The 21,452-nt window shown below is 69.9% G+C and carries 21 protein-coding genes; 9 read left to right on the plus strand and 12 right to left on the minus strand.

The window, feature by feature from the left end; all coding sequences use genetic code 11:
• The first annotated feature begins 8 nt into the window (after window positions 1-8).
• On the plus strand, window positions 9-386 hold the full coding sequence (locus tag ACFYO0_RS03505) for a hypothetical protein (RefSeq protein WP_388669866.1): 378 nt from the start codon (window positions 9-11) through the stop codon (window positions 384-386).
• Window positions 387-445: 59 nt separating this feature from the next.
• Here the strand turns inward: ACFYO0_RS03505 and ACFYO0_RS03510 are convergent, their stop codons facing one another.
• From ACFYO0_RS03510 to ACFYO0_RS03555, 10 genes are all read right to left on the minus strand, one after another.
• Window positions 446-1,819 carry a carbohydrate-binding protein gene (locus tag ACFYO0_RS03510; RefSeq protein WP_388669869.1) on the minus strand — a complete coding sequence of 458 codons (1,374 nt, stop codon included), beginning with the start codon at window positions 1,817-1,819 and terminating at the stop codon, window positions 446-448.
• A gap of 145 nt (window positions 1,820-1,964) precedes the next feature.
• Entirely contained in the window at window positions 1,965-3,629 is a 1,665-nt protein-coding gene (locus tag ACFYO0_RS03515; RefSeq protein WP_388669872.1) for an alkaline phosphatase D family protein, read from the minus strand.
• 104 nt (window positions 3,630-3,733) lie between these two features.
• Window positions 3,734-4,354: an L-threonylcarbamoyladenylate synthase gene (locus tag ACFYO0_RS03520; protein WP_033319247.1), complete on the minus strand. Its 621-nt coding sequence runs from the start codon at window positions 4,352-4,354 to the stop codon at window positions 3,734-3,736.
• 95 nt (window positions 4,355-4,449) lie between these two features.
• Entirely contained in the window at window positions 4,450-5,121 is a 672-nt protein-coding gene (locus ACFYO0_RS03525) for a lytic polysaccharide monooxygenase (RefSeq protein ID WP_388669875.1), read from the minus strand.
• A gap of 154 nt (window positions 5,122-5,275) precedes the next feature.
• Window positions 5,276-6,157 (minus strand): ABC transporter ATP-binding protein, encoded by an 882-nt coding sequence (locus ACFYO0_RS03530; protein WP_388669878.1) that lies wholly within the window; start codon window positions 6,155-6,157, stop codon window positions 5,276-5,278.
• On the minus strand, window positions 6,154-7,158 hold the full coding sequence (locus tag ACFYO0_RS03535) for an ABC transporter ATP-binding protein (RefSeq protein WP_388669881.1): 1,005 nt from the start codon (window positions 7,156-7,158) through the stop codon (window positions 6,154-6,156). The genes ACFYO0_RS03530 and ACFYO0_RS03535 overlap by 4 nt, the downstream gene beginning before the upstream one ends.
• 6 nt (window positions 7,159-7,164) lie before the next feature.
• The gene (locus ACFYO0_RS03540) at window positions 7,165-8,016 is read right to left on the minus strand and encodes an ABC transporter permease (protein WP_388669884.1); all 852 of its coding nucleotides are present in this window, start codon (window positions 8,014-8,016) and stop codon (window positions 7,165-7,167) included.
• Window positions 8,013-8,963 (minus strand): ABC transporter permease, encoded by a 951-nt coding sequence (locus ACFYO0_RS03545; RefSeq protein ID WP_388669887.1) that lies wholly within the window; start codon window positions 8,961-8,963, stop codon window positions 8,013-8,015. Before ACFYO0_RS03545 ends, ACFYO0_RS03540 begins: the two co-directional genes overlap by 4 nt.
• Window positions 8,964-8,967: 4 nt before the next feature.
• Window positions 8,968-10,614 (minus strand): ABC transporter substrate-binding protein, encoded by a 1,647-nt coding sequence (locus tag ACFYO0_RS03550; RefSeq protein ID WP_388669890.1) that lies wholly within the window; start codon window positions 10,612-10,614, stop codon window positions 8,968-8,970.
• Between the two features lie 85 nt (window positions 10,615-10,699).
• A complete protein-coding gene (locus ACFYO0_RS03555; protein ID WP_388669893.1) occupies window positions 10,700-11,872 on the minus strand; it encodes a C45 family autoproteolytic acyltransferase/hydolase in 1,173 nt (390 codons plus the stop codon).
• Between the two features lie 152 nt (window positions 11,873-12,024).
• Between ACFYO0_RS03555 and ACFYO0_RS03560 the strand changes: the two genes are divergently transcribed.
• The 3 genes from ACFYO0_RS03560 to ACFYO0_RS03570 all read left to right on the plus strand — a co-directional run bounded on the left by ACFYO0_RS03560 (window position 12,025) and on the right by ACFYO0_RS03570 (window position 14,779).
• The gene (locus ACFYO0_RS03560) at window positions 12,025-12,927 is read left to right on the plus strand and encodes a MurR/RpiR family transcriptional regulator (RefSeq protein WP_388669896.1); all 903 of its coding nucleotides are present in this window, start codon (window positions 12,025-12,027) and stop codon (window positions 12,925-12,927) included.
• Window positions 12,928-13,016: 89 nt separating this feature from the next.
• Window positions 13,017-13,829 carry a polysaccharide deacetylase gene (locus ACFYO0_RS03565; protein ID WP_388669899.1) on the plus strand — a complete coding sequence of 271 codons (813 nt, stop codon included), beginning with the start codon at window positions 13,017-13,019 and terminating at the stop codon, window positions 13,827-13,829.
• Window positions 13,826-14,779 (plus strand): polysaccharide deacetylase, encoded by a 954-nt coding sequence (locus ACFYO0_RS03570; protein WP_388669902.1) that lies wholly within the window; start codon window positions 13,826-13,828, stop codon window positions 14,777-14,779. The genes ACFYO0_RS03565 and ACFYO0_RS03570 overlap by 4 nt, the downstream gene beginning before the upstream one ends.
• A 101-nt stretch (window positions 14,780-14,880) precedes the next feature.
• Here the strand turns inward: ACFYO0_RS03570 and ACFYO0_RS03575 are convergent, their stop codons facing one another.
• Window positions 14,881-15,615, minus strand: a complete 735-nt coding sequence (locus ACFYO0_RS03575) for a FadR/GntR family transcriptional regulator (protein WP_388669905.1) — start codon at window positions 15,613-15,615, stop codon at window positions 14,881-14,883.
• A 228-nt stretch (window positions 15,616-15,843) separates the two neighbouring features.
• Here ACFYO0_RS03575 and ACFYO0_RS03580 point away from each other — a divergent pair, with 228 nt between their 5' ends.
• The 5 genes from ACFYO0_RS03580 (at window position 15,844) to ACFYO0_RS03600 (ending at window position 20,487) form a co-directional block, all read left to right on the plus strand.
• A complete protein-coding gene (locus ACFYO0_RS03580; RefSeq protein ID WP_388669908.1) occupies window positions 15,844-17,085 on the plus strand; it encodes an aminotransferase class V-fold PLP-dependent enzyme in 1,242 nt (413 codons plus the stop codon).
• 74 nt (window positions 17,086-17,159) lie between these two features.
• Entirely contained in the window at window positions 17,160-18,461 is a 1,302-nt protein-coding gene (locus ACFYO0_RS03585) for an ABC transporter substrate-binding protein (protein ID WP_388670852.1), read from the plus strand.
• 5 nt (window positions 18,462-18,466) lie between these two features.
• Window positions 18,467-19,489 carry a carbohydrate ABC transporter permease gene (locus ACFYO0_RS03590; RefSeq protein ID WP_388669911.1) on the plus strand — a complete coding sequence of 341 codons (1,023 nt, stop codon included), beginning with the start codon at window positions 18,467-18,469 and terminating at the stop codon, window positions 19,487-19,489.
• Entirely contained in the window at window positions 19,486-20,322 is an 837-nt protein-coding gene (locus tag ACFYO0_RS03595; protein ID WP_388669914.1) for a carbohydrate ABC transporter permease, read from the plus strand. Before ACFYO0_RS03590 ends, ACFYO0_RS03595 begins: the two co-directional genes overlap by 4 nt.
• Before the next feature lie 15 nt (window positions 20,323-20,337).
• Window positions 20,338-20,487, plus strand: a complete 150-nt coding sequence (locus ACFYO0_RS03600; RefSeq protein ID WP_388669917.1) for a hypothetical protein — start codon at window positions 20,338-20,340, stop codon at window positions 20,485-20,487.
• Between the two features lie 258 nt (window positions 20,488-20,745).
• On the opposite strand, the gene ACFYO0_RS03605 is transcribed toward ACFYO0_RS03600, so the two are convergent.
• Window positions 20,746-21,357, minus strand: coding sequence for a TetR/AcrR family transcriptional regulator (locus tag ACFYO0_RS03605; RefSeq protein ID WP_388669920.1), 612 nt, complete (start codon window positions 21,355-21,357; stop codon window positions 20,746-20,748).
• Window positions 21,358-21,452: the final 95 nt, after the last annotated feature.

Here is a 21,452-nt window from a genome sequence, read left to right on the forward strand (position 1 = left end):
GAGGCACGATGGCCCCTTCCCGACGCTCCCCGCTCATGCTCGCCGGTCTCCTCGCCACCGCCGGTGTGACGCATTTCGTCGCGCCGAAGCCGTACGACGCGACCATCCCGCGCATGCTGCCCGGATCCCCCCGGACGTGGACCTACGTCAGCGGCGCCGCCGAACTCGCCCTGGCGGCCGGACTCGCGCATCCCCGGACACGACGCGCAGCGGCCCACGCGACGGCGGCGTTCTTCGTCGGGGTGTTCCCGGCCAATGTGCAGATGGCGCTCGACTGGCGACACCGCCCCACCGCCCTCAAGACCGCGGCATTCGGCCGCCTGCCCCTCCAGATCCCCCTCGTGCTGTGGGCGAAAGGTGTCGCACGCGGCTCTCGGCAGGGGTGAGACCGGGCGCGGCGCGAGAGCCGGATCGAAGCCTCGCGCCGCATGAACCTGACCAGCCGTCAGAGGCGTTGCCACAGAGCCGGGGTGCCCGCAGGCTGCCACGCCGCCTGCGCCTGATGCGGCTGAAGGCACGCGTAGGTGACGCCGCCGTAGGTCACTTCGCTCCCGACGCCGTAGACCTGGCCAGGGGCCCAGGTGCCCGTCGGCTCGTCCGGGACGCCGCCGGGAGTGCCCGTGCTGCTCGTGCTGGTCCGCAGGACGAGTCCGTACGTTTCGAGTAGCGGGTTGATCGGCTGGTAGTAGGTCGTCCCGCCGCTCGTGCAGTCGCCGGAGCCGCCGGAGAGGACACCCTGCGCCTGGGTGCCCGCGACGACGGAGCCGCCGGAGTCGCCCGACTCGGCGCACACCGTCGTCTCGGTCACCCCGTCGACGGTGCCCTCGTCGTAGCTGACGCTGGTGTCGTGCTGCTCGATCCGACCGCAGTGCCAGCCGCTGGTGGAGCCGGCCCGGCAGACCGCGGCGCCCACAAGAGCCTGCACCGAGCCGGTGACCTCGATGGTGCTTCCTCCCGCGGCCTTGACGTTGGGGGTCGCCGTCCAGTCGTCGTTGACGCCCACCCAGGCCATGTCGCCGCCCGGGAACGTGGCGGCTCCGAAGGTTCCCTGGGCGACGCTGTTGTAGCCGGCGGTACTGTCGCCCTGTCTCCCGCAGTGGCCCGCGGTGGCGAAGCCCTGCTGCTCGTCCATGGTGACGGAGAATCCGACGGAGCAGCGGGTCTCCGCCTCGATGTTGTGAAACGCGTCGCCGCCCCGGACGTCGTACAGCGCACGCGGCCGGTCCGCCGACACCTTGACGCCCACGAGTTTCCGGTCGACCCCGGAAGCCGCGATGAGCGCGTTCCCGGCGGACCGGCTGGTCGCCTGCACCGTCACCCGGTTCGCCCGGACGTCGACGTACCGGACCGGTGTGTCGAGGCCCTTGATACGGGCCGCGGTGGCTTCCAGCTTCTCCTTGGCGGCTCCGAGCTCGTCCAGACCGGTCTTGGCGACGGCGGCGTGGGCGCCGCCGGCCTCGATGACGGGGATGTCCGCGACATCGGTGGTGGCGACGGTGAGGTCGGCGGAGGTCGCGCCGTGCAGCCAGGCGCCCGCGAAGCGCTCGCCGAGGGCGTTCTGGAGACGGCCGGCGCGCGTGCCGGCCTCCGCCTCGTTCACGAGCCGCGTCTTGGCCTGCGCCTCCGTCAGACCCAGATCGCGCCGCAGCGCGCGCAGCACTTCGGCCGACGGCTTGTGGGCGTCCAGCGTCTCGGCGGCTGAGGTGGCGGTCGTCGGTACGGGGGGCTCGGCCGCCACGGCCGCGGACGTCCCCGTCAGCACGAGTGTGCCGAGCACGGCCAGGGCGGCACAGCCTGCTCCGGCGGATCGATGGACCATCAGGATGTCTCCTCGGTTTCGATGGTGAAAGTGCCTCGAATCCGTAGGTTTTGCCGCAATCATCACAAAAGATGTGCGGGGCTTCGGCTCTTCAGCCGAACAGGGAAGGGGTTACGGGCCGTGCTCGCACGGTCCGGCATCGGCTTCACGCGGGTTCGAGTCCCGGACGGCCCGCCTCGGTCACGAAGGACGCGGCCGTCGTGATGGGCGCACCCGGCGTCGTCACGGCGGACACGGTCCGGAAGTCGGCCCTCGCCGCAGCACGCCCCAGCTCGACCCGCACATAGCCGCGCCGCCCGTCGTAGAACCGCAGATGCGGATTGGCCGTCAGGTACGCGTCCCAGTCGGCGGGCCTTTGAACTCCGTCCCTGCCACTGGAGACGGACGTGGTGACGAACTCTGTGCCCACGATCCTGGAGGCCGGGTCGTCGAAGACCTCCTTGATGTCGAAGGCGTAGCCCACGTGGGCGTCACCCGCGAGAACCATCAGGTTCTGGATCCCGGCCGACCTCGCGCCGGCAAGGACCCGCTCGCGCGAGGCACGGTAGCCGTCCCAGGTGTCCATGGACACCGTCGCCTGCGGGCCCGTACCGAGCTTGCGCTGGGAGAAGCGCACCTGCTGCGGCAGCACGTTCCACAGGGCGTTCGAGGCACGCCAGCCGCCGAGTAGCCAGCGCTCCTGCGCCGCCCCCGTGATGGTGCGCGCCGGATCGTCCGACTCGGGTCCGGGGGCGTGCGGCATATCGCCGTACGCCTGGTCGGAGCGGTACTGCCGGGTGTCGAGCACATCGAACTGGGCGAGCGTGCCCCACTGGAGCCGGCGGAAGAGCCGGAGGTCGGGCCCCTGCGGCACCTGGGCGCCGCGCAGCGGCTGGTTCTCCCAGTACGCCCGGTAGGCGGCGGCGCGGCGTAGCAGGAACTCCTCGGGCGAATTGTCTTCCTCGTCGACGGCGTCCGCGTGGTTGTTCTCGGTCTCGTGGTCGTCCCAGGTGACGACGAAGGGATGCGCCCCATGGACCGCGCGCAGATCCGGGTCGCTCTTGTAGAGCGCGTACCGCAGCCGGTACTCCTCGAGGGTCCTGGCCTCGCGGTTGAAAAGTTCGGGCAGTCGGCGGTCGGTGTAACGGCGGTGTCCGCCCGCGGAGTTGACGGCGTACTCGTACAGATAGTCACCGAGATGGAAGACCACGTCGACGTCGTCCTCGGCCAGATGCCGGTGCGCCGTGAAGTAGCCGTGGTGGTAGGCCTGGCAGGAGACGGCGGCGAAGGTGAGCGCCGAAACGGCGGCAGTGGTGGCGGGTGCCGTGCGGGTACGGCCCGCCTCGCTGATCCAGCTGCCGGTCCGGAAGCGGTAGTAGTACTCCCGGCCCGGCAAGAGGCCGCCGACCTCGACGTGCACCGTGTGGTTGTACTCGGGGTGGGTCCAGACGGTGCCGCGCCGGACGGTCAGGCGGAAGAACTCGTCGGTGGCCACCTCCCATTGGACCTTGACCCGGCGCCCGGCCAGTCCGCCGCCCGGCTCGTACGGCGCGGGCGCGAGCCGGGTCCACAGCAGTACGGAGTCGGGCAGTGGGTCTCCGGAGGCGACACCGAGCGTGAAGGGATCCTCGGAGATCCTTGCCGCATCGAGCTCGGCGGCGCTCGCCGCGCCCGGGGCCGGCAGATGGGTGGCGAAGGCGAGGACGGCTGCCGCGGCGGTGAGGTTGAGCAAACCGCGCCGCCCGAAGTGCCGGGCGGCGCTGCGCAGTTGGGGGTCGTGCCGGGATGACGCGTACCGGAGCGGTGGTCTGTGACGGCCTGGGGGTGTCATCGCCGTATGCTAAACAGACAAAGATCACAATTCCGGCAGGCGCGGGCCTGTAAACCCCTCGTGCCGCCCTGTGTGGAAGCCGCGCACGGTCGTCGGGCGGCGCGTCACTCGAAGCGTGCGGTGTCGCCCGCCCCCTTGCGCACGATCTCGGCCTCGCCGCCCGAGAAGTCGATGACCGTGGTCGGCTCGGTGCCGCAGTCCCCGGAGTCGACCACCGCGTCCACCACGTGGTCGAGACGCTCCTTGATCTCCCAGCCCACGGTCATGGGCTCCTCCTCGTCCGGCAGCAGCAAGGTGCTGGAGAGCAGCGGCTCACCCAGCTCGGCGAGCAGGGCCTGGGCGACGGTGTGATCGGGGATGCGCACTCCGACCGTCTTCTTCTTCGGGTGCAGCATCCTGCGCGGCACATCCTTCGTCGCGGGCAGGATGAAGGTGTAACTGCCGGGCGTGGAGGCCTTGATGGCGCGGAACACGTCCTTGTCGATATGCACGAACTGGCCCAGCTGCGCGAAGTTCTGGCAGACGAGCGTGAAGTGGTGCCGGTCGTCCAGTTGCCGGATGGACCGGATCCGGTCGATGCCGTCACGGCTGCCCAGCTGGCAGCCCAGCGCGAAACAGGAGTCCGTCGGATAGACGACCAGGGCACCTGAGCGGATGCTCTCGGCCACCTGGCCGATGGTGCGCTGCTGCGGGTTGTCGGGGTGCACGTCGAAGTACTTGGCCATCTGTCGAGCTTAGGCGTTGTTCCGGCGAAGCTCGCGCAGGCCGGGTGTCCCGCCGGACGCGGTGCTTCCGATGCGTCCGGCGGGACGACGGTGTGTCAGCGGAAGTTCACGTCGCTGCACAGGAAGTACGTCTGGTCCATGTGCGAGGCCTGCCAGACCGTGTAGACGACGTGGCGGCCGGTCAGGCCCGAGGTGCTCACGTCGATCGAGTAGTTCTGGCTGGGGGCGTACTTGCCGGTCCGGGCGACCAGTTGGAGGTCGTTCCAGGTCAGCGGCTGGGTGGTGGGGTCGAAACCCTGGCGGGTGACGTAGACCAGGAAGTAGTCGGCGCCGTGGCTGGCCTGGTCGTACAGCTTGACGGTGAAGTCGCTGTCGATGTCCGTCGTCTGCCAGGCGCCCACGGTGTCCAGGGAGTTGTAACGGCCGCCTTCGGTCCGGCCACCGCTGCACAGCTGCCCGTCGGGGACGACCGCCTGGAAGTCGCCGGCGGAGCCGTTGCGGTACAGGCCGTTCCAGTTCCACATGGCGTTCGGATCGTCCTGCCAGGCCTGCCAGCACATCGGGTCTTCCTGGGCCATGTCCGGGTTCTGGAAGTCGTCGCCCCAGCGCAGCCAGCAGCCGTAGTTGCGGGACGCCGGGTCGATGACGGAGCCGTGGGCGGCGGCGGTGCCACTCCAGGGGATCAGGCAGAGCAGGGCCGCGGTGAGCAGGCTCAGGGCGAGTGTCCACCGAGGCCGGGCTGGCTTGGTGCGATCATGACAAGTCATGGGCTCCTTCTTTCCGAGATGGTGAATTCCGGTATGGGAGCGCTCCCGCATCCTCCAGATTCTTCCTCGGGCACCGGGGCCGCAACGCTCGATCGCGCCACTTCCACGCCCACTTCCACGCCCTGGGTGGCGCGTTCGATTCGTTCGACGTACGTCAGGCCGCCCGCGTCGCTGCGGCGAGTTCGCCGCGCAGCCGTACCGTCTGCGCGGGGTCCCAGCCCTCGCGTGGTACCGAGGAGAGCAGGAGCCGGGTGTACGGGTCCGCCGGGGCGTCCAGGACACGGGCCGTCGGGCCGGTCTCGACCGTGCGGCCGCGGCGCATCACCAGCGTGTCGTCGGTGATGTGCCGTACGACGGCCAGGTCGTGGCTGACGAAGACCAGGGCCACCCCGGTCTCCCGGCGGATATCGGCCAGAAGCTGGAGGATCTGCGCCTGGATGGACACGTCCAGCGCCGCCACCGCCTCGTCCAGAACCAGCACCTGGGGATCCACGGCCAGCGCACGGGCGATGGCCAGCCGCTGTCGCTGCCCGCCCGACAGTCCACGGGGCCGGGCATCGGCCTCCCTCTTGCCCAGGCCCACCTGATCGAGCAGTTCGCCGACCCGCATCGCGGCGGCCTCACCCTCGTACCGGCCGTGCAGCCGCAATGCGCCGTGCAGGCACTGACGTGCCGTCAGGCGGGGGTCCAGGGAGACATACGGATCCTGAAAGACGATCTGGATCTCGCGGGCGCGGCGCAGACGTGCCGCTCTGCCCCCGCCCGGCCGCCTCAGCCCGGGCAGCTTTCCGCCGCGTTCCCCGGGCGTCCGCTCCCGCCCGTTCACGGCGATCGTTCCCGCGTCAGGCCGTACGAGGCCCACCAGCATCCGGGCCACCGTGGTCTTTCCGGAGCCGGACTCGCCGACGACACCCAGCGAACCGCCGGCCGCCACGGAGAACGAGACGTCGTCCACGGCCGTCGTACGGCCGCCGCCCGGGAGCGGATAGCTCTTGCACAGGCCCTGTACGACGAGTGCGGGTTCGGCCTTGGTCATGCGCTGCTCCTCGCTACGAGTTCCAGACGGCGGCAGGCTGCCGATCCACTGTCCGCCGGTCCGCTGTCGCCACCGAACGGCACCGTCACTGGCGTCCAGCTCTCGCACTCCGCCTCGGCGCGCTGGCAGCGCGGGGTGAACGGGCAGCCGGTGAAGGTGTCGGACAGTGACGGCGGGCGGCCGGGGATGGGGCGCAGTTCGCGCTCGTCGCCCAGCGCGGGCGAGCAGTCCAGCAGGCCGCGGGTGTAGGGATGCCGGGGGGCGGCGAACAGTCCGCGGGCGGGCTGGTGTTCCACCACGCGGCCCGCGTACATCACGTACACGCGGTCGCAGTAGGCGGCGGCGAGCGGCAGATCGTGCGTGATGAACAGCGTGCCGAGGCCGCTGCCGGCCTGTCGCCGCTCCTCCTGGATGCCGCGCAGCAGGGCCAGCACCTCCGCCTGGGTGGTCGCGTCCAGCGCACTCGTCGCCTCGTCGGCGAGCAGGAGGCCAGGGTCGGTGGCAAGCGCGGCGGCGATCACCACCCGTTGCAGCATGCCGCCGGACAGCTCGTGCGGGCGCTGCCGCATCCGGCGCTCCGGATCGGGCAGCCCCACGGCGGTCAGCAGCTCCACGGCCTTCGCCGCCGCCTTGCGCTTGGGCAGCCCCAGGACGCGTACGAGCGGCTCGGTGAGGAAGTCGCCGATCCGGCGGACCGGGTTCATCGCCGAGCGGGGGTCCTGGAAGACCATGGAGACGGTACGGGACCGGTGCGCGCGCAGGCGCCCCGGGTCCATGGCGAGTACGTCCTCGCCCTCCACTCGCACGGCGCCGGAGACCGACGCCCCCTCCGGCAGCATGCCCAGCACCGCCCGCGCCGTGGTCGACTTCCCGGAGCCCGACTCGCCGACCAGGCCGACCACTTCGCCCTGGCCGACGGTCAGCGACACCTCGGCGAGCAGGGGTCGGGCGGCGGCCCCGGAGGGCAGCCGGAGGGTGAGATTCTCGATGTCCAGCAGCATGGACGGTTACCTTCCTTGGCCCAGCCGGTCCGAGACCCAGACCCCGACGATGTTGAAGGCCACCACCACGGCGGCGATGGCCGTGCCCGGTACGAGGGCCGGCAGCAGCGCCCCCTGCACCACGGCGTCCTGGCCCTCCTGCACCATCAACCCCCAGTCGATACTGGGGGATCCGGCGCCGAAGCCCAGATAGCTGAGCGTGGCCAGGCTCATCAGTCCCTCGCCGAACAGCACCACGAGATAGCCGACGAGCGCACCGGACAGATTGGGCACGAGATGACGTACGCAGATCCGCGCCCCGCCCATGCCCTGGACCCGATAGGCGTCGATGTAGGGCTTGGACCGCTCGGACAGGGCGAGACTGCGCGTGTACCGGGCGATGGTGGGCGCGTACGCGAGCCCCATGGCGACGACCGAGGTGGTGAGGCCGTCGCCGAACACCGCGATCACCAGGACGACGAACAGCAGGCCCGGGAAGGCGTACATCACATCCGTCACCCGAGACAACAGGGTGTCCACCCAGCCGCCGTACCAGGCGGCGACCGTGCCCATGGTGATGCCGAGCAGTGCGGCCAGCGCCAGCAGGGCCAGGGGAGCGAGCAGGCTCGACCGGGCTCCGTACAGCGCCCGGGAGAGCAGGTCCTGTCCCGACGCGTCGGTGCCCAGCAGATGCTCGGGGCTCGTCCCGGCGAGCGAGGCGGACAGATCGACCGCGTCGGGCGCGTACGGCGCGAGCAGAGGGGCGAAGAGGGCCGCCACCACAACCAAGGCGAGGAAGCCGCCCGCCACCATCACCGGTACCGGCCGCCGGGCCCGCACCTTGACCGGGAGCAGTGCCCCGGCTGTCAGGGTCGTCATGCGGCCCTCCCTCCGAGCGAGACCCGGGGGTCGATCAGCGGATGTACGAGGTCGACCAGCGTCGTGACGACGACATAGCCGATGACCATCAGCAGCAGCACCGCCTGCGTGACGGGGAAGTCGTGCGCGGTGATCGCGCTCACCAGCAGCGAGCCGACGCCGCTGAGGCCGAAGGCGGTCTCGACGACCACCGTCCCGGCGAGCATGCCCGCCATGACGAGACCGCACATGGTGACGATCGGGCCGAGCGCGTTGCGCAGCACATGCCGCACGACGATCTCACGCTCCGTCAGGCCGGCGGCGCGGGCGGCCTCCACATGATCGGAGGCGTATGCCTCGGCCATCGCCTGCCGGGTCACCCGGCTGATCACCGCGAGCGCGCCGAGCGCCAGTGCGAACGCCGGGAGCGTCAGATGGTGCAGCCGGCCGGCGAATCCCTCGCCCTGGCCGGTCACCGGGAACCAGCCGAGCCGCACCCCGAACAGCGACACCAGCGCGATCGCGGCGACGAACGAGGGGATGGACGCGGCGAGCGTGGTGCCCCCGACGACAGCCGAGTCCACCCAGCCGCGGCGCAGCGCCGCCAGTACCCCGGAGCCGACGCCCAGGACCACGAAGAACACCGTGGCGTAGGCGACGAGTTCGAGGGTGGTCGGCAGCCGCGCTCCGATCAGGTCCGCCACCTGGTCGCGGTACTGGAACGACCGGCCCAAGTCGCCCTGCGCGCTCTCCCACAGCCACCGCCCGTACTGGACGACCAGCGGCTCGTCGAGGTGGTACTCGGCGCGGACCGCAGCGAGCTTCTCAGGGGTGAGCTCCTGCCTGCTGCCGGAGAGGAGGACGGCGGGGTCGCCCGGTGCCGCGTAGACGGCGGAGAAGATGACGAACGAGGCGGCGAGCAGCGTCGCGAGCAGGCCGGCGAAGCGCCGCGGCAGTCCGCGCAGCATGGCTTCAGCCCTTCGTTCCGAGGTCGGCGGCCCAGGGGTAGTAGAGCGACACCATGGACGCGGGCGGGCCGGTGTACTTCTCGCCGAGCACCAGCACCGACGGCACCTGCACCAGCGGAATCCACACGGCGGCGTCGGCGAACTTCGACTGCGCCTCGATGACGAGCTTCGCCCGTTGCTTGTCGTCGATCGTCTGCTGGGCCTTCTTGACGAGGGTGTCGTAGCCGCTGTCCGAGTATCCGAGCCAGTTGTTGGCGCTGCCGGACATGCCGTTGTCGTAGAAGCCCACCGGGTCGGCCTTGGAGATGTACCAGTCGACCGCGATCAGATCGAAGCCCTCCCGCGCCTTCGGGTCGGCGAAGAACTCGTCGTACTGACTCGGCGGCACGGTCTTCACGTTCACCTCGAGACCGACCTTCTGTGCCGCGCCGCGCACCGCGTTGGTGATGACCGTCTGGCTCTCACCGCCGTCACTGGCCACGACGATCGGCTGCGCGGGTGCCCCGGCCTCCTCGACCAGCTGCTTGGCCTCGTCGATGTCGTCGGACGACGGCGACGCCGTGTACGCGGTCGACTTCTCCAGGTCCGTCTGCGCCTTCTCGAACGTGGCCTTCTCGTAGCCCCACGCGCCGGGCCCGACGGGCGTCGCCCAGGGCGTGGCGAGCCCGCTGAACCCGGACTTGGCGATGCCCTCACGGTCCAGCGCCAGCGACAGCGCCTTGCGCAGCCGGGCGTCCTTCAGCGCGCCGCTGTCGGTGGGGCTGAGCGACCAGGCGGTGGTGCTCTGCCCGTAGTAGGCGCGTACGCCCTTCTTCTCGGCCAGTACGGCGGCCGGGCCCGTGGCGGTCAGATACGCGCCGTCCGCCGCGCCGGTGGAGACGGCGTTGACCAGCGCGCTGCCGGTCGCCCAGCGGAAGACGACGTTCTTCGTCAGCGCCGGGCTGCTGTCGTCCCAGTAGTCCGCGTAACGCTCGATGTTGATCGACGAACCGGAATCCCAGCTCTTCAGCCGGTACGGCCCCGTGCAGGCGTCCGGCCGGCCAGGGGTGCCGTAGTCGTCGCCCTGCTTCTCCACCGTCTCGCGGTCCATGATGATCCCGGCGTCACCGGCCAGCGCCTTCATGAACAGGGCACTCGGCTCCTTGAAGGTGACGGTGACCTCGGATGCGCCGGTCTTGGTGATCTCGTCGACGTCCTCGTACTCGTCCGACTCCGACATCTCCGGCTGCGCGTGCCGCTTCAGGCTCCACACCACGTCGTCGGCCGTCATGGGGGAGCCGTCGTGGAAGGTGACGCCGTCGCGGAGGGTGAGGACGAGCGTCCTGTCGTCGGTGTACTCGGCCTTCGCCGCGAGCTGCGGCTCGGTGGTGAGGTCGGGCTGGAGCTGGAGCAGCCGCTCGCAGACGTTGGCCAGCACGGTCCGTCCGCTGGTGTTGCCCTGCCGGTCCAGGTCCAGGGAACCGGGCTCCTGCTCCACCAGCCAGTTCACCGAGGCGGCCTCGCCGGACGCCTTGGCGGTGGTGTTGGTGAGCTTGAGCTCGGCGGCGTCGGCAGTCGCGCCGCCCGACCCGGTGGAGGCCCCGGAGCATCCCGCGGTGAACAGCAGTGCTCCCGCGAGGCCGGCTGCGGTGGTACAGAGCTTGGTTCTCATAGCAGGCTCTTCCTGGTGGTTCGAGGGGTGACGGGGCGTCGGTGCGGGGGGTGGCGGGACGTTCGGGGCGGCGACTGATGGTGTGTCAGTTCGGCGCGTGCGGGCCGTCGTAGAGGTTCCAGGGCAGGTACTGGTACTCGTGGTCGCAGGGGGTGCCCGGGGTCACGTAGTAGTCACCGGTGGTCAGGTCCACGCAGGAGGACAGCAGCGTCGTCCACCGCTTGACCTCCGCCTGCCGCGGATCGGGGTGGGTGCACAGGCCCTCGGGGTGACCGAGGTGGTCGGACATGGCCTGGCGGATCAGCTTGCGGGAGTCGTCAGGGGCGGTGGCCGTACGCAGTTGGCGCAGTCCGGACTCGGCGCGGGGGACGCGGATCAGTGAATCGGAGGACGCCGGGCGGTAGTTGGCGGCGAGCTGGACGGGCACGCCGGCCTGGTAGTGGTTGCCGTGCACGAGCAGGCCGTCGGTCGGATACAGCCAGCCGTGCGCGCCGGGGGTGGTCTCCAGGTCGACGGCGAAGCCTTCGCGGCAGGTCAGCAGGGCGTTGCTGGCGATATGGCCGCGGGTGCGGCACAGTACCTCGACCGCTTCGCTGATCGACTCGCTGTCCAGTACGCGGCGGCGGATCACGGTCTGGGGCAGGCCCACGGCGTCGTCGAAACGGCCGCCGAGACCGTTGGCGTTGAGGGCGATGCCCGCGGAGTTGGCGCCCTGGCGGCCGATCTGGCCCGCCTCGACCTGCATGATCACCGTGGGCCGCGAAGGCTGGACGATCCGCAGCATCACGAGGGTGTCCGCGGTGCCCGCCCTCCAGTCCCAGTTCTGACCGCAGTACACGTGCCCGTCGCCGCTGGCCTCGCCCATGACGGCGAACGAGGTGCAGCCGTCGGCCGTGCCCTTCTCCTCCACGGTGTCGTCCGTGGAGTCCTCCCGGCCGCGCATCCCGGCGAAGGTCTCGTCGTAGAGGATCTCGCCCCGGGCGTTCAGTGCGAGCACGTCCAGGAGACCGACCCCGGCCCCCTCGGCGATCCCGCGCATCTCCTCGACGAGATCGGGGGCGTACGCGCGCACCGGCTCCAGCCAGCGCTCGGCCCGCGCGGTGACCTGGTCCCAGGCAAGCCCCGACGACTGGCCGAAGGCTTCCTGGTAGTAGGCGAGCGCGGCGCCGAGTCTGCCGCGCACGGCTTCGCCGTACTGGCGGCCGCGCTCGGCGGGCGTACCGGAGATCTCGACGATCGGGATGGCGCTGGCTGTCATGCCTCTCCTGTGCTCTGCGATTGTGCTCTGCGACGCATGTGATCCAAGGCCCGGACCCACAACGGGCCTGTAATGTGCGTTTCAGGATCCGGAGCTTCTGGAATGATGGCACCAGGTTAGTAATGGACGCTACGAGGAAGTCAATAGCTGTAATGAGCGAAACAGAAGACGTAACCGGAGCGACACGACTCCACGCCACGATTCGCGACCTGTGGGGGGAGTTGTCCGCCTCGGAGCGCGTGGTGGCCCAGTACCTGGCGAACACTCCGCCGGAGCACCTGCTCTTCGCCAGCGCGCAGGAGCTGGGCACGGCGAGCGGAACCAGCAACGCCACCGTCGTACGCGCCCTGCAGCGCCTCGGCTACACCGGACTGCCCGCGCTCAAGCGGGAACTCGCCGCAGACTTCACCTCCGCGACCGCTCCCGAGGAACGGCTCAAGCAGCGCATCGCCCATGTCGGCCACGACCTGGAGCAGATCAAGGACCGCGTCTTCGACGAGGCGGCGGAGCGTCTCGAACAGTGCCGCCGGCTGCTGGAGACGGACGTGCTCAAGCAGGCGGTCCAGATCCTGGCCGACGCGCGCGAAGTGGTCGCGTACGGCGTCGGCGCCTCCGAACTCGCCGCCCGCCACCTGGTGTTGAAGCTGCGACGGGCCGGTCGCCGGGCCCGTTTCGTCGGCGCCACCGGCTTCACCATGGCCGACGAACTGCTGGACCTCGGCCGCGGCGACGCGGTGGTGATCCTCCAACCCGGCCGACTGCTGCGGGAGTTCACTGTCCTCACCGAGCGGGCGCGGGCGGTCGGCGCGGGCGTCCTGCTGGTCACCGACGAGCCTACGAGCCCCCTGGCCAGGCGCGCTGACGTGGTGATCAGCGCCCCGCACACGCCAACGGGCATCACCGCCGAGTCCCTCGCCGGCACCGTCGTAATGGACACCCTCGTACTCGCCCTCGCCTCACTGGACGAGCACCGGGCCGTCGAGACCTCCCACCAACTCACTGTGCTGCGCGGGCAGCTGCTCGACGCGCCCGAGTCACGGCCACGCAGGAGCTGACCGGCACCGCTCACGACTCACGCGAATCGGAACCGCCCATGCACCAAGGACCGCCGCCCGTCTGGCCGGGCGGGGCACGCTGTGCCGCCATGCTCAGCTTCGACCTGGACGGCCCCACCCTGTGGCTCGACCGCGCCACCGGGCAGTGGGACGACGCGCGGGGCTTCTCCCTCGGCGCGTACGGCCCCTGGCGGGGCACCCCGCGCCTGCTGGACCTGCTGGAGGACCGCTCACTGCCCGCCACCTTCTTCGTACCGGGCAAAATCGTCGAAGAGTGGCCCGCCGTGGTGAAGGACATCGCCGCGTCCGGACATGAGATCGGCCATCACGGCTGGATGCACGAGACCTTCTTCGACCACTCCCGCGCGGCGCAGCGCGACATCATCGAGCGCGGCCAGGACCTGCTGGAACGTACTGCCGGAGTACGCGCGGTGGGCTTTCGCAGCCCGAGCGGCGACATCGCCGCCGACACCCCGTCCCTCCTGGCGGAACTGGGCTTCTCCTACTCCAGCTCCATGCGCGGCGACGACCGGCCCTACCGCTGGGAGGCCGACGGCCACGTCCTGGACCTGATCGAGATCCCGGCGCACTGGGAGCTGGACGACTACCAGCAGTTCGTCTACAACGAGTCCCCGCCGGAGCCGCGCGGTCTGGACCGGATCGCGTCCACGCTCACCACCTTCGACAACTGGCGCCGCGAGTTCGACGGTTACCACCGATGGGGCCTGTGCTACGTGCTGATGCTGCATCCCCAGGTCATCGGTAAACCCCAGCGGGTGCGTGCCCTGGAGCGACTGCTGGACCACATGCGGCGAGCTGGTGACGTCTGGTTCGCCACGGGTGCCGAGATCGCCGACTGGTGGCGGTCGCGCGGCGAGACCGCTTCGGGGAGGACGATATGAGCATCTCTGATACGGCCATGTCGGGTCCCGGCGCTGACAGTGGCACCCGGCGGCGTCGGCAGCCGCGCCCGCAGTGGCCGGGAGGCGCCAGGTGCGCGGTGGTGCTCACCTTCAACCTGGACGCCGAACTGTTCTGGCTCAGGCAGCACCCGTCGGCCCGGCACCGGCCCAAGACCCTCTCGCTGGGGACGTACGCCGTAACCCGTGGCGTCCCGCGCCTCCTGGACCTCCTGGACGCGTACGGTCTCCCGGCCACCTGGTTCGTTCCCGAGCACAGCGCGCTGCGCCACGCCGACACGGTCCGCCAGGTCGCCGCCGCGGGACACGAGATCGCCGCGGCTGCGTCCCCCGTCCCCGGAGGGACACCCACCTCGGACATCCGGGAGGCCTGGTCGCGAACCGCCGATCTGCTGGAGACGGTGACCGGCGCCCGGCCGACCGGGCTACGGGCAGCACCGGGCCCCATGGGCGACGGGCACGCCGCGCTCCTCGACGAACTGGGCTTCGGCTGGTCCTCGTCCACACACGGCGACGACCGCCCCCACCTGCTGTGGACCGCCGGACGGCCCACGCCCGTCGTGGAGTTGCCCTGGCAGTGGGAGTACGCCGATCACCCGTACTTCCTCTTCAACGGCGCCCCGGTCGCCTTCCCTCCCGCCGAGTCCCGCATCGCCGCCTACCAGGACGTCCTGAACGACTGGAAGGACTCCTTCGACGCCTACCGCGACTACGGCCTGTGCTGGGTCCTGGCCCTCGACCCGCAGTCCATCGGCAAGCCGGGCCGCGCCCTGTTGCTCGAGGAACTTCTGGACCACGTCCGCGCGCAGAGGGACGTCTGGTTCGCGACCGGCCGGCAAGCGACGGAGCACTGGCGTCGGGCGGCCGGTCCAGGGACGGGATCGGAGGGCCACCCCGAGAGGGTGAGAGCTGCTTGGAACGAGGGAGTTTGACGGCCAGGACCTCAATTGGTCGTCGCGTCGATTCTCTCTGGCCGGCCGGCCAGCCCCGTGACGGGCGCCGCGGGGTACGGCCCGCCGACGGCCGAGTGCCATCAGCTCAGGGCGCCGTCAGCCTCGCCGCTCTTCTCCCGGCCTTCGGCGCCCTCCTCCACCGGAGGCATGAAGGCACGCAGCCACCGCTCCGTCTGGGTGACGTGGGCCTCGGCCGCGCCCGCGGCGGAGCCAGGGTCGCGGTCGGCGATCGCGGTGGCCAGCACGCGGTGGTCCGCGTCGCTCTTGCGCCGCAGCTCGGGGCCTTCAGGGAGGGTGAAGACCTGGTACTTGCGGGAGCGGGCGCGGAAGACCGCGAGCAGGGAGGCGAGGGTGGGGTTTTCGGCGGCCCGGGCGATCTCCGCGTGGAAGCGGTGGTCGAGCTCCGAGGCCTCGGCGGGGTCGTCGGTGGCCTCCATGGCCTCGATGAGCGAGAAGAGCGTCCGCACGGTCTCGGGGGTTCGGCGCGCGGCGGCCTTGGCCGCGACATGAGCCTCCAGGACCCGCCGGATCTCGTACACCTCCAACAGGCCGGGCAGTGGCAGGAGTTCGAGGGTCAGTGAGAGGCTGCCGATGATGTCCTCCGGCCTGAGCTGGGAGACGTAGGTACCCGAGCCGTGCCGCGGCTCGATCACTCCCAGGGCCGCGAGCATCCGCACGGCCTCACGCAACGATCCCCGCGAGACGCCGAGTTCCTCGCCGAGCTCGGCTTCGGGCGGGATGCGCTCGCCCGCACCGAGACGTCCCGTCGCGATCATGTGTCGTAGGCCGTGGAACGCCTTGTCGACTGCGGACATTCGACTCCTCCCTGACGGACCGGCGGCATCACCGAAGCCCTCGTGCATAGTACCGAGACATCAGATGTCTTGTATGTATCGGCCAAGATTCATCTGATGACTTCCCTGCACGAGCCTTGCAGAACGCGAAAATGCCATGCCAGGATGCCGAGTCATCATATGTCTCTGAGAAAAGATCAGACACCGTCTGATGTCTCGGGCACTCAGGTCGGGCAGATACGGAGTGATGTGAGCGAGACCGAGGTCACCACCGCGCCGCGCCCCCTCCTGCTGGCCGACGGCCGGCCCGCCGCTCGGGCGTGGTCGCTGGATCCCGCGATGAAGCACCTGAACCATGGCTCGTTCGGGGCGGTCCCCTCGGTGGCGCAGGAGCGGCAGAACCAACTGCGTGCGGAAATGGACCGCTCCCCGGTGGTGTGGTTCCCGGCGCTGCCGCAGCGGATCTCCGCCACCCGGGTCGAACTCGCCGCCTTCCTGCGGGTCGCCCCGGACGACCTCGCCCTGGTGCCGAACGCCAGTGCCGGTGCCAGCGTCGTGTTCGCCGGCCTCTCCCGCCGCCGCGGTGGCGAGATCGTCGTCACCGATCACGGCTACGGGGCTGTGACCATGGGCGCGGAACGGTTGGCACGCCGCTGGGGCGGCCGGGTCCGCACCGCCCGGGTGCCGCTGGACGCGGACGAGGAGCAGGCGTACGAGGCCGTGGCCGCCGAGATCGGTGAGGCCACAGATCTCATCGTCCTCGACCACATCACCTCGGCGACCGCACGCCGGATGCCGGTGGAGCGGATCGGCGCGGAGGCCCGGCGGCGCGACATCCCGCTGCTCGTCGACGGAGCCCACGCCCCCGGTCTGATCGCCGCCCCCCTCGACGGTGTGACGTGCGACTTCTGGGCTGGGAACCTGCACAAGTGGGGCTGCGCACCGCGCGGCACCGCCGCGCTGGTCGCCCGTGGCCCGCGGCGCGAGCAGCTCTACCCCCTGATCGACTCGTGGGGCGCCGCCGATCCGTACCCCGACCGCTTCGACCAGCAGGGCACGGTGGACCTCACCAGCTATCTGGCGGCGCCGACGGCGCTGGACCTCATCGAGCGCACCTGGGGCTGGGGGACCGCCCGCCAGTACATGGACGACCTGGTCGGCTACGCCGAGCGCGTCGTCGGCGCCGCGTTCGCCGAGCTCACCGGTGAACCCAGCGCCGTCGACGTGGGCATGGCGGTGCCCGGAATGCGGCTGGTGCGGCTGCCGGCGGGACTGGGCGCCAGCCGCGTCGAGGCCGACGCGCTGCGCGACCGGACCGCCCGGGAACTGGGCGTGGAGACGGCCTTCACCAGCTTCGGCGGCACCGGTTATCTGCGGCTGTCCGCGCACGTCTACAACACCGCCGCCGACTACGAGTACTTCGCCGAGGACTGCGTCCCCGTCCTCGGCGAGTGGGCCCGCGCGGCCCGCGAACACCCCGCTGCGCCGTAGCGGCGCGGCACCGCGAAACCCCCGTCCCCGAAGCCGCCGCCGGCGCGGCCGCATCCAAGGAAGAGGTCGGCATGATGAGAAGAAGGACGGTAGCTCTCGCCCTCGGCACGGCCGGCGCGTTGGTGCTGACCGGATGCTCCACCGTGAGCGGTGGTGGTGGCGGAACGGTCACCCTCAACATGGTCGAGAGCCTGACGAACCCCGCCCGCACGGATCTGCTGAAGGGCCTCATAGCGGACTTCGAGCAGCAGAACCCCAAGATCAAGGTCAATCTGGTCTCGCCGCCCACCGAGCAGGCCGACCAGAAGATCCAGCAGATGCTCCAGTCCGGCAGTGGCGTGGACACCCTCGAGGTGCGGGACACCACCGTGGGCCCGTGGTCGAACAACGGCTGGCTCTACGACATGAAGAAGGACCTCACCGGCTGGAAGGGCTGGGAGGCCATGACGGAGAACGCCGTCAAGGCCTCCCAGGACGCCGACGGCGAGACCTACTTCGTCCCGTACGGCTTCTACGGCCTGAGCGTCTTCTACCGCACCGACCTGATCAAGGAGGCCGGATTCAGCGCGCCGCCGGCCACCTGGGAGGAGCTGTTGACGCAGGCCTCCGCCATCCACGACCCGGCGAAGCGCCGCTACGGGTACGCCTTCCGCGGCGGGGCCAACGCCAACGGCAACGCCACCGCCGTCATCGAGGCGTACGTCGCCGACGAGATCGACCCCGCCAACGGCTTCAAGCTGAAGGACGGCAGCACGATCTTCTCCGCGCCCGAGGCCCTCGACGCCATGGAGACCTACCTCAAGCTCTTCAAGCAGGCGTCCCCGAAGTCGTCCGTGTCCTGGGGCTATCCGGAGATGGTCGAGGGGTTCTCCAACGGCTCCACGGCCTTCCTGCTCCAGGATCCCGAAGTGATCGCCACGGTTTCGGAGTCCAAGGCGATCGCGAAGGACCAGTGGGACACCGCCCCGCTGGTGGCAGGCCCCAGCGGCAAGACCGTCCAGCCGCTGGCCACCGCCGGATGGGGCGTCGCGGACGGCAGCAAGAACAAGGCCGAGGCCGTCAAGCTGGTCGAGTTCCTCTCCGAGGGCGAGGCGTCGACGACCTTCACCAAGGAGAACAGCCTGGTGCCGATCCTCAAGTCGGCCACCGAGGACCCGTTCTACAAGACCGGCCCCTGGTCCAGTTACGTCACCATGACGGAGCAGCCGGAGAAGTACCTCAACGTCAGCCAGCCGCGGGGCGTCGCCTGGTGGACCGAGTGGCAGCAGAAGGCCGACGCCGACGTGCAGAAGATGGTGCTCGGCAAGCTGACGCCCAAGGCGCTGCTGGCCGGCTGGGACGCGTACTGGACCGAGAAGTGGCAGCAGGAGGACTAGGCAAAATGCCGTCCGCGTCCGAAACGACGAGTTCGAGTACGAGTACGACGGAAACGACGAAAACGGCGTCGGCGGGCTCCTCCCGGAACCGGAAGGGGGGAGACCCGCCCGCCCGGGGCACTGAACGGGGACGCCGCAAGCCGGAGTTCACCTCCCGGCGCGGGCTGCTCATCGCCGCCTTCATGGCCCCGGCCGCGATCTTCGTGGCGGTCTTCACGTACTACCCGATGATCGCCGGCAGCCAGATGGCCTTCCGTAACTGGAATCTGACGGACCTGAGCGACACCTCCTGGGTGGGCCTGAAGAACTTCCGTGACGTCTTCGCCGACCCCGCCTGGGGCACCGTCCTTACCAACACCGCCGTCTGGGTGTTCGGTTCGATCGTGCCCCAGTTGGTGATCGGCTTCGCCCTCGCCCTGTGGCTGCGCCGGAAGTTCCGCTTCCGCGGCCTCTACCAGGCGCTGGTCTTCTTCCCCTGGGCGATCTCCGGATTCCTCATCGGCATCCTGTTCCGCTGGCTGTTCAACAGCGAGTTCGGTGTCGTCAACGATCTGCTCCAGAAGGCCGGGCTGATCGACGAGCCGGTCGCCTGGCTGGCCGACCCGAAGACCGCGATGTTCGCCGTCGTGGTCGCCAACGTCTGGTACGGGGTCACCTTCTTCACGATCATGATCCTGGCCGCCCTGCAGTCCGTCCCCGAGGAACTGTACGAGGCGGCGGCGCTCGACGGAGCCGGCAAGGTGCGCACGCTGTTCCAGATCACGATCCCGTACATCAGGGTCACCCTCGCGCTGACGGTGCTGCTGCGGGTCATCTGGATCTTCAACTTCCCCGACCTGATCTTCGGAATGACCGGCGGCGGACCCAACAACGAGACGCACATCGTGACCACCTGGATGATCAAGATCACCCAGCAGGGCGACTACGGCAGGGCCTCCGCGCTCGGCCTCATCGTGGTCGCCACGCTGCTGGTGTTCGCGGTCTTCTTCCTTCTGGCCACGCGCGAGAGGCGAGAGGTGAAGCCGTGATCGGCAAGGAGTCCACGGCCGGCCGGGCCAGCAAGTTCACCTTCCTGGGGCTGTGGCTGGTCTTCACCGTCTTCCCGCTCTACTGGATCACCATCACCTCGCTGAAGGCACCCGGCGACATCTTCACCTTCCCGATCGCCTACTGGCCCGAGCGCTTCTCGCTCGAGAACTACAGCGGGCTGTTCGGCAAGGCCGACTTCGGCGTCTACCTCACCAACAGCCTCATCGTGGCGACCGTCGCGGGCGCGGTCGCCACGGCGATCTCGATGCTGTCGGCGTACGTACTGGCACGCTTCGAGTTCCGTACCAAGTCCGCGCTGCTGATGGCCGCCCTGGTCACCCAGATGATTCCGACCTTCATCGCGCTGGGACCGCTGTACTTGCTGATGACCGACCTCAAGCTGGTCGACAACCGGCTCGGGCTCATCCTCGTCTACATCGCCGTCTGCATCCCGTTCTGCACGGTGATGCTCCGCGGCTTCTTCGAGAACATCCCGGACGCGCTGGAGGAGGCCGCCATGATCGACGGCTTGTCCCGGTTCGGGGCGCTGTTCCGGGTGCTGCTGCCGGTGATGCGTCCCGGGATCGTGGCCGCGTTCATCTTCAACTTCGTCAACTGCTGGAACGAACTCTTCCTGTCCGTGACGCTGTTGAACAGCGACGCCAACAAGACCGTCCCCACGGCCCTGAACGGATTCATCTCCAGCTTCAACATCGACTGGGGCTCCATGTCCGCGGCGGCGGTCCTCACCATCCTGCCCACGATGCTGCTGTTCGCCTTCGCCAGCCGTCACATCGTCCAAGGGCTCACGTCCGGCGCGGTGAAGGGCTGAGAGAGGCGGCAGGTCATGTCGGTGATCGATGTTCCCCTGCCCGATGCCCTCCACGTGATCATCGCGGCGGACGGGGACCCGCGCTCCGCCGCACCGCCGGGGCCGGGCCGCTGGACGGCGCCCGGCGCGGAAGTGACGGCATGTCACCAGCCGGATGGAGAGTAGGAGTTGACTCTCGCCGCCCCGGGCCCGCACGGCCTGTCGAAGGTGGCGCTGCGCCGGCGGCACCACCCCGGCGGACACCGGCCCGCCCTCGTGCTGGGCGGCGCCTGGGAGCGCTCGTACGGCGAGTTGAATCTCTTTGGGATCCTCACCCCGGACGGTGAGCGCGCGGTGGAATTCGGGTTTCCCGTCCCCTGGAGGATCAGGGGCACTCGCCCGATCGACTCCGGGGTCCTACCGGCCAGGGGCGGAGCCCGGCGTTCAGGTCGCCGCGGGCGCCTCGTCCCGGACGAGACCGGCGACGTGGTCGGTGATCGTGTCGAGAATGTCCGCCCAGGCCGCGTCATCGCCGAGGACGAGGAAGTTCAGAGTCAGGCCGTCGGTCATGGCGGCCAGATAGCGGGCCAACACGGGGACAGGTACACGGAGTTCGAAGTTCATGCTGTGCCCGAGCTGTTCGATGAGTTCGGCGTAGGTGTCGGAGTACAGCTCGTACTGCCGTCGTGCCAGATGCTCGAACCCGGGTTGGCGCAGGGCGTACTGAGTCAGTTCGTACGTGAGCATGTGCTCGCCCGGATTGGCGGACACATGGTCCCAGTAGGCCTGGAAGCCGGCCCCGATGGTCTCCCGCAGGGTGGCCTTCGGTCGGATCGCTTCCTTCACGACCGTGACGTAATGACCGGTGATCGTCTCGATGACGGACTCGATCAAGGCCTGCTTGGAGTCGAAGCAGTAGTGGAAGATGCTCAGTGACACGCCCGCCTCGGCGGCGATGGACCGGGTCGTCGTCCGGGGGACGCCGTCTCGGGTCATCGCACGGATCGCCGCCTCGGTGAGCTGTCGGCGCCGCTCGGCCGACGGCATCCGTGCCATGTGGATTCCCTTTGCTCTCGTGTCTCGGCTCTTGTGTTCCGCCGGGGAAGGCGTCCCGCGGCCGGCCGGATCAGGCGAGCTGATCCGGCCGGCCG

The sequence above is a fragment of the Streptomyces sp. NPDC006365 genome (assembly GCF_042870755.1).
Lineage (GTDB): Bacteria > Actinomycetota > Actinomycetes > Streptomycetales > Streptomycetaceae > Streptomyces > Streptomyces xiangluensis.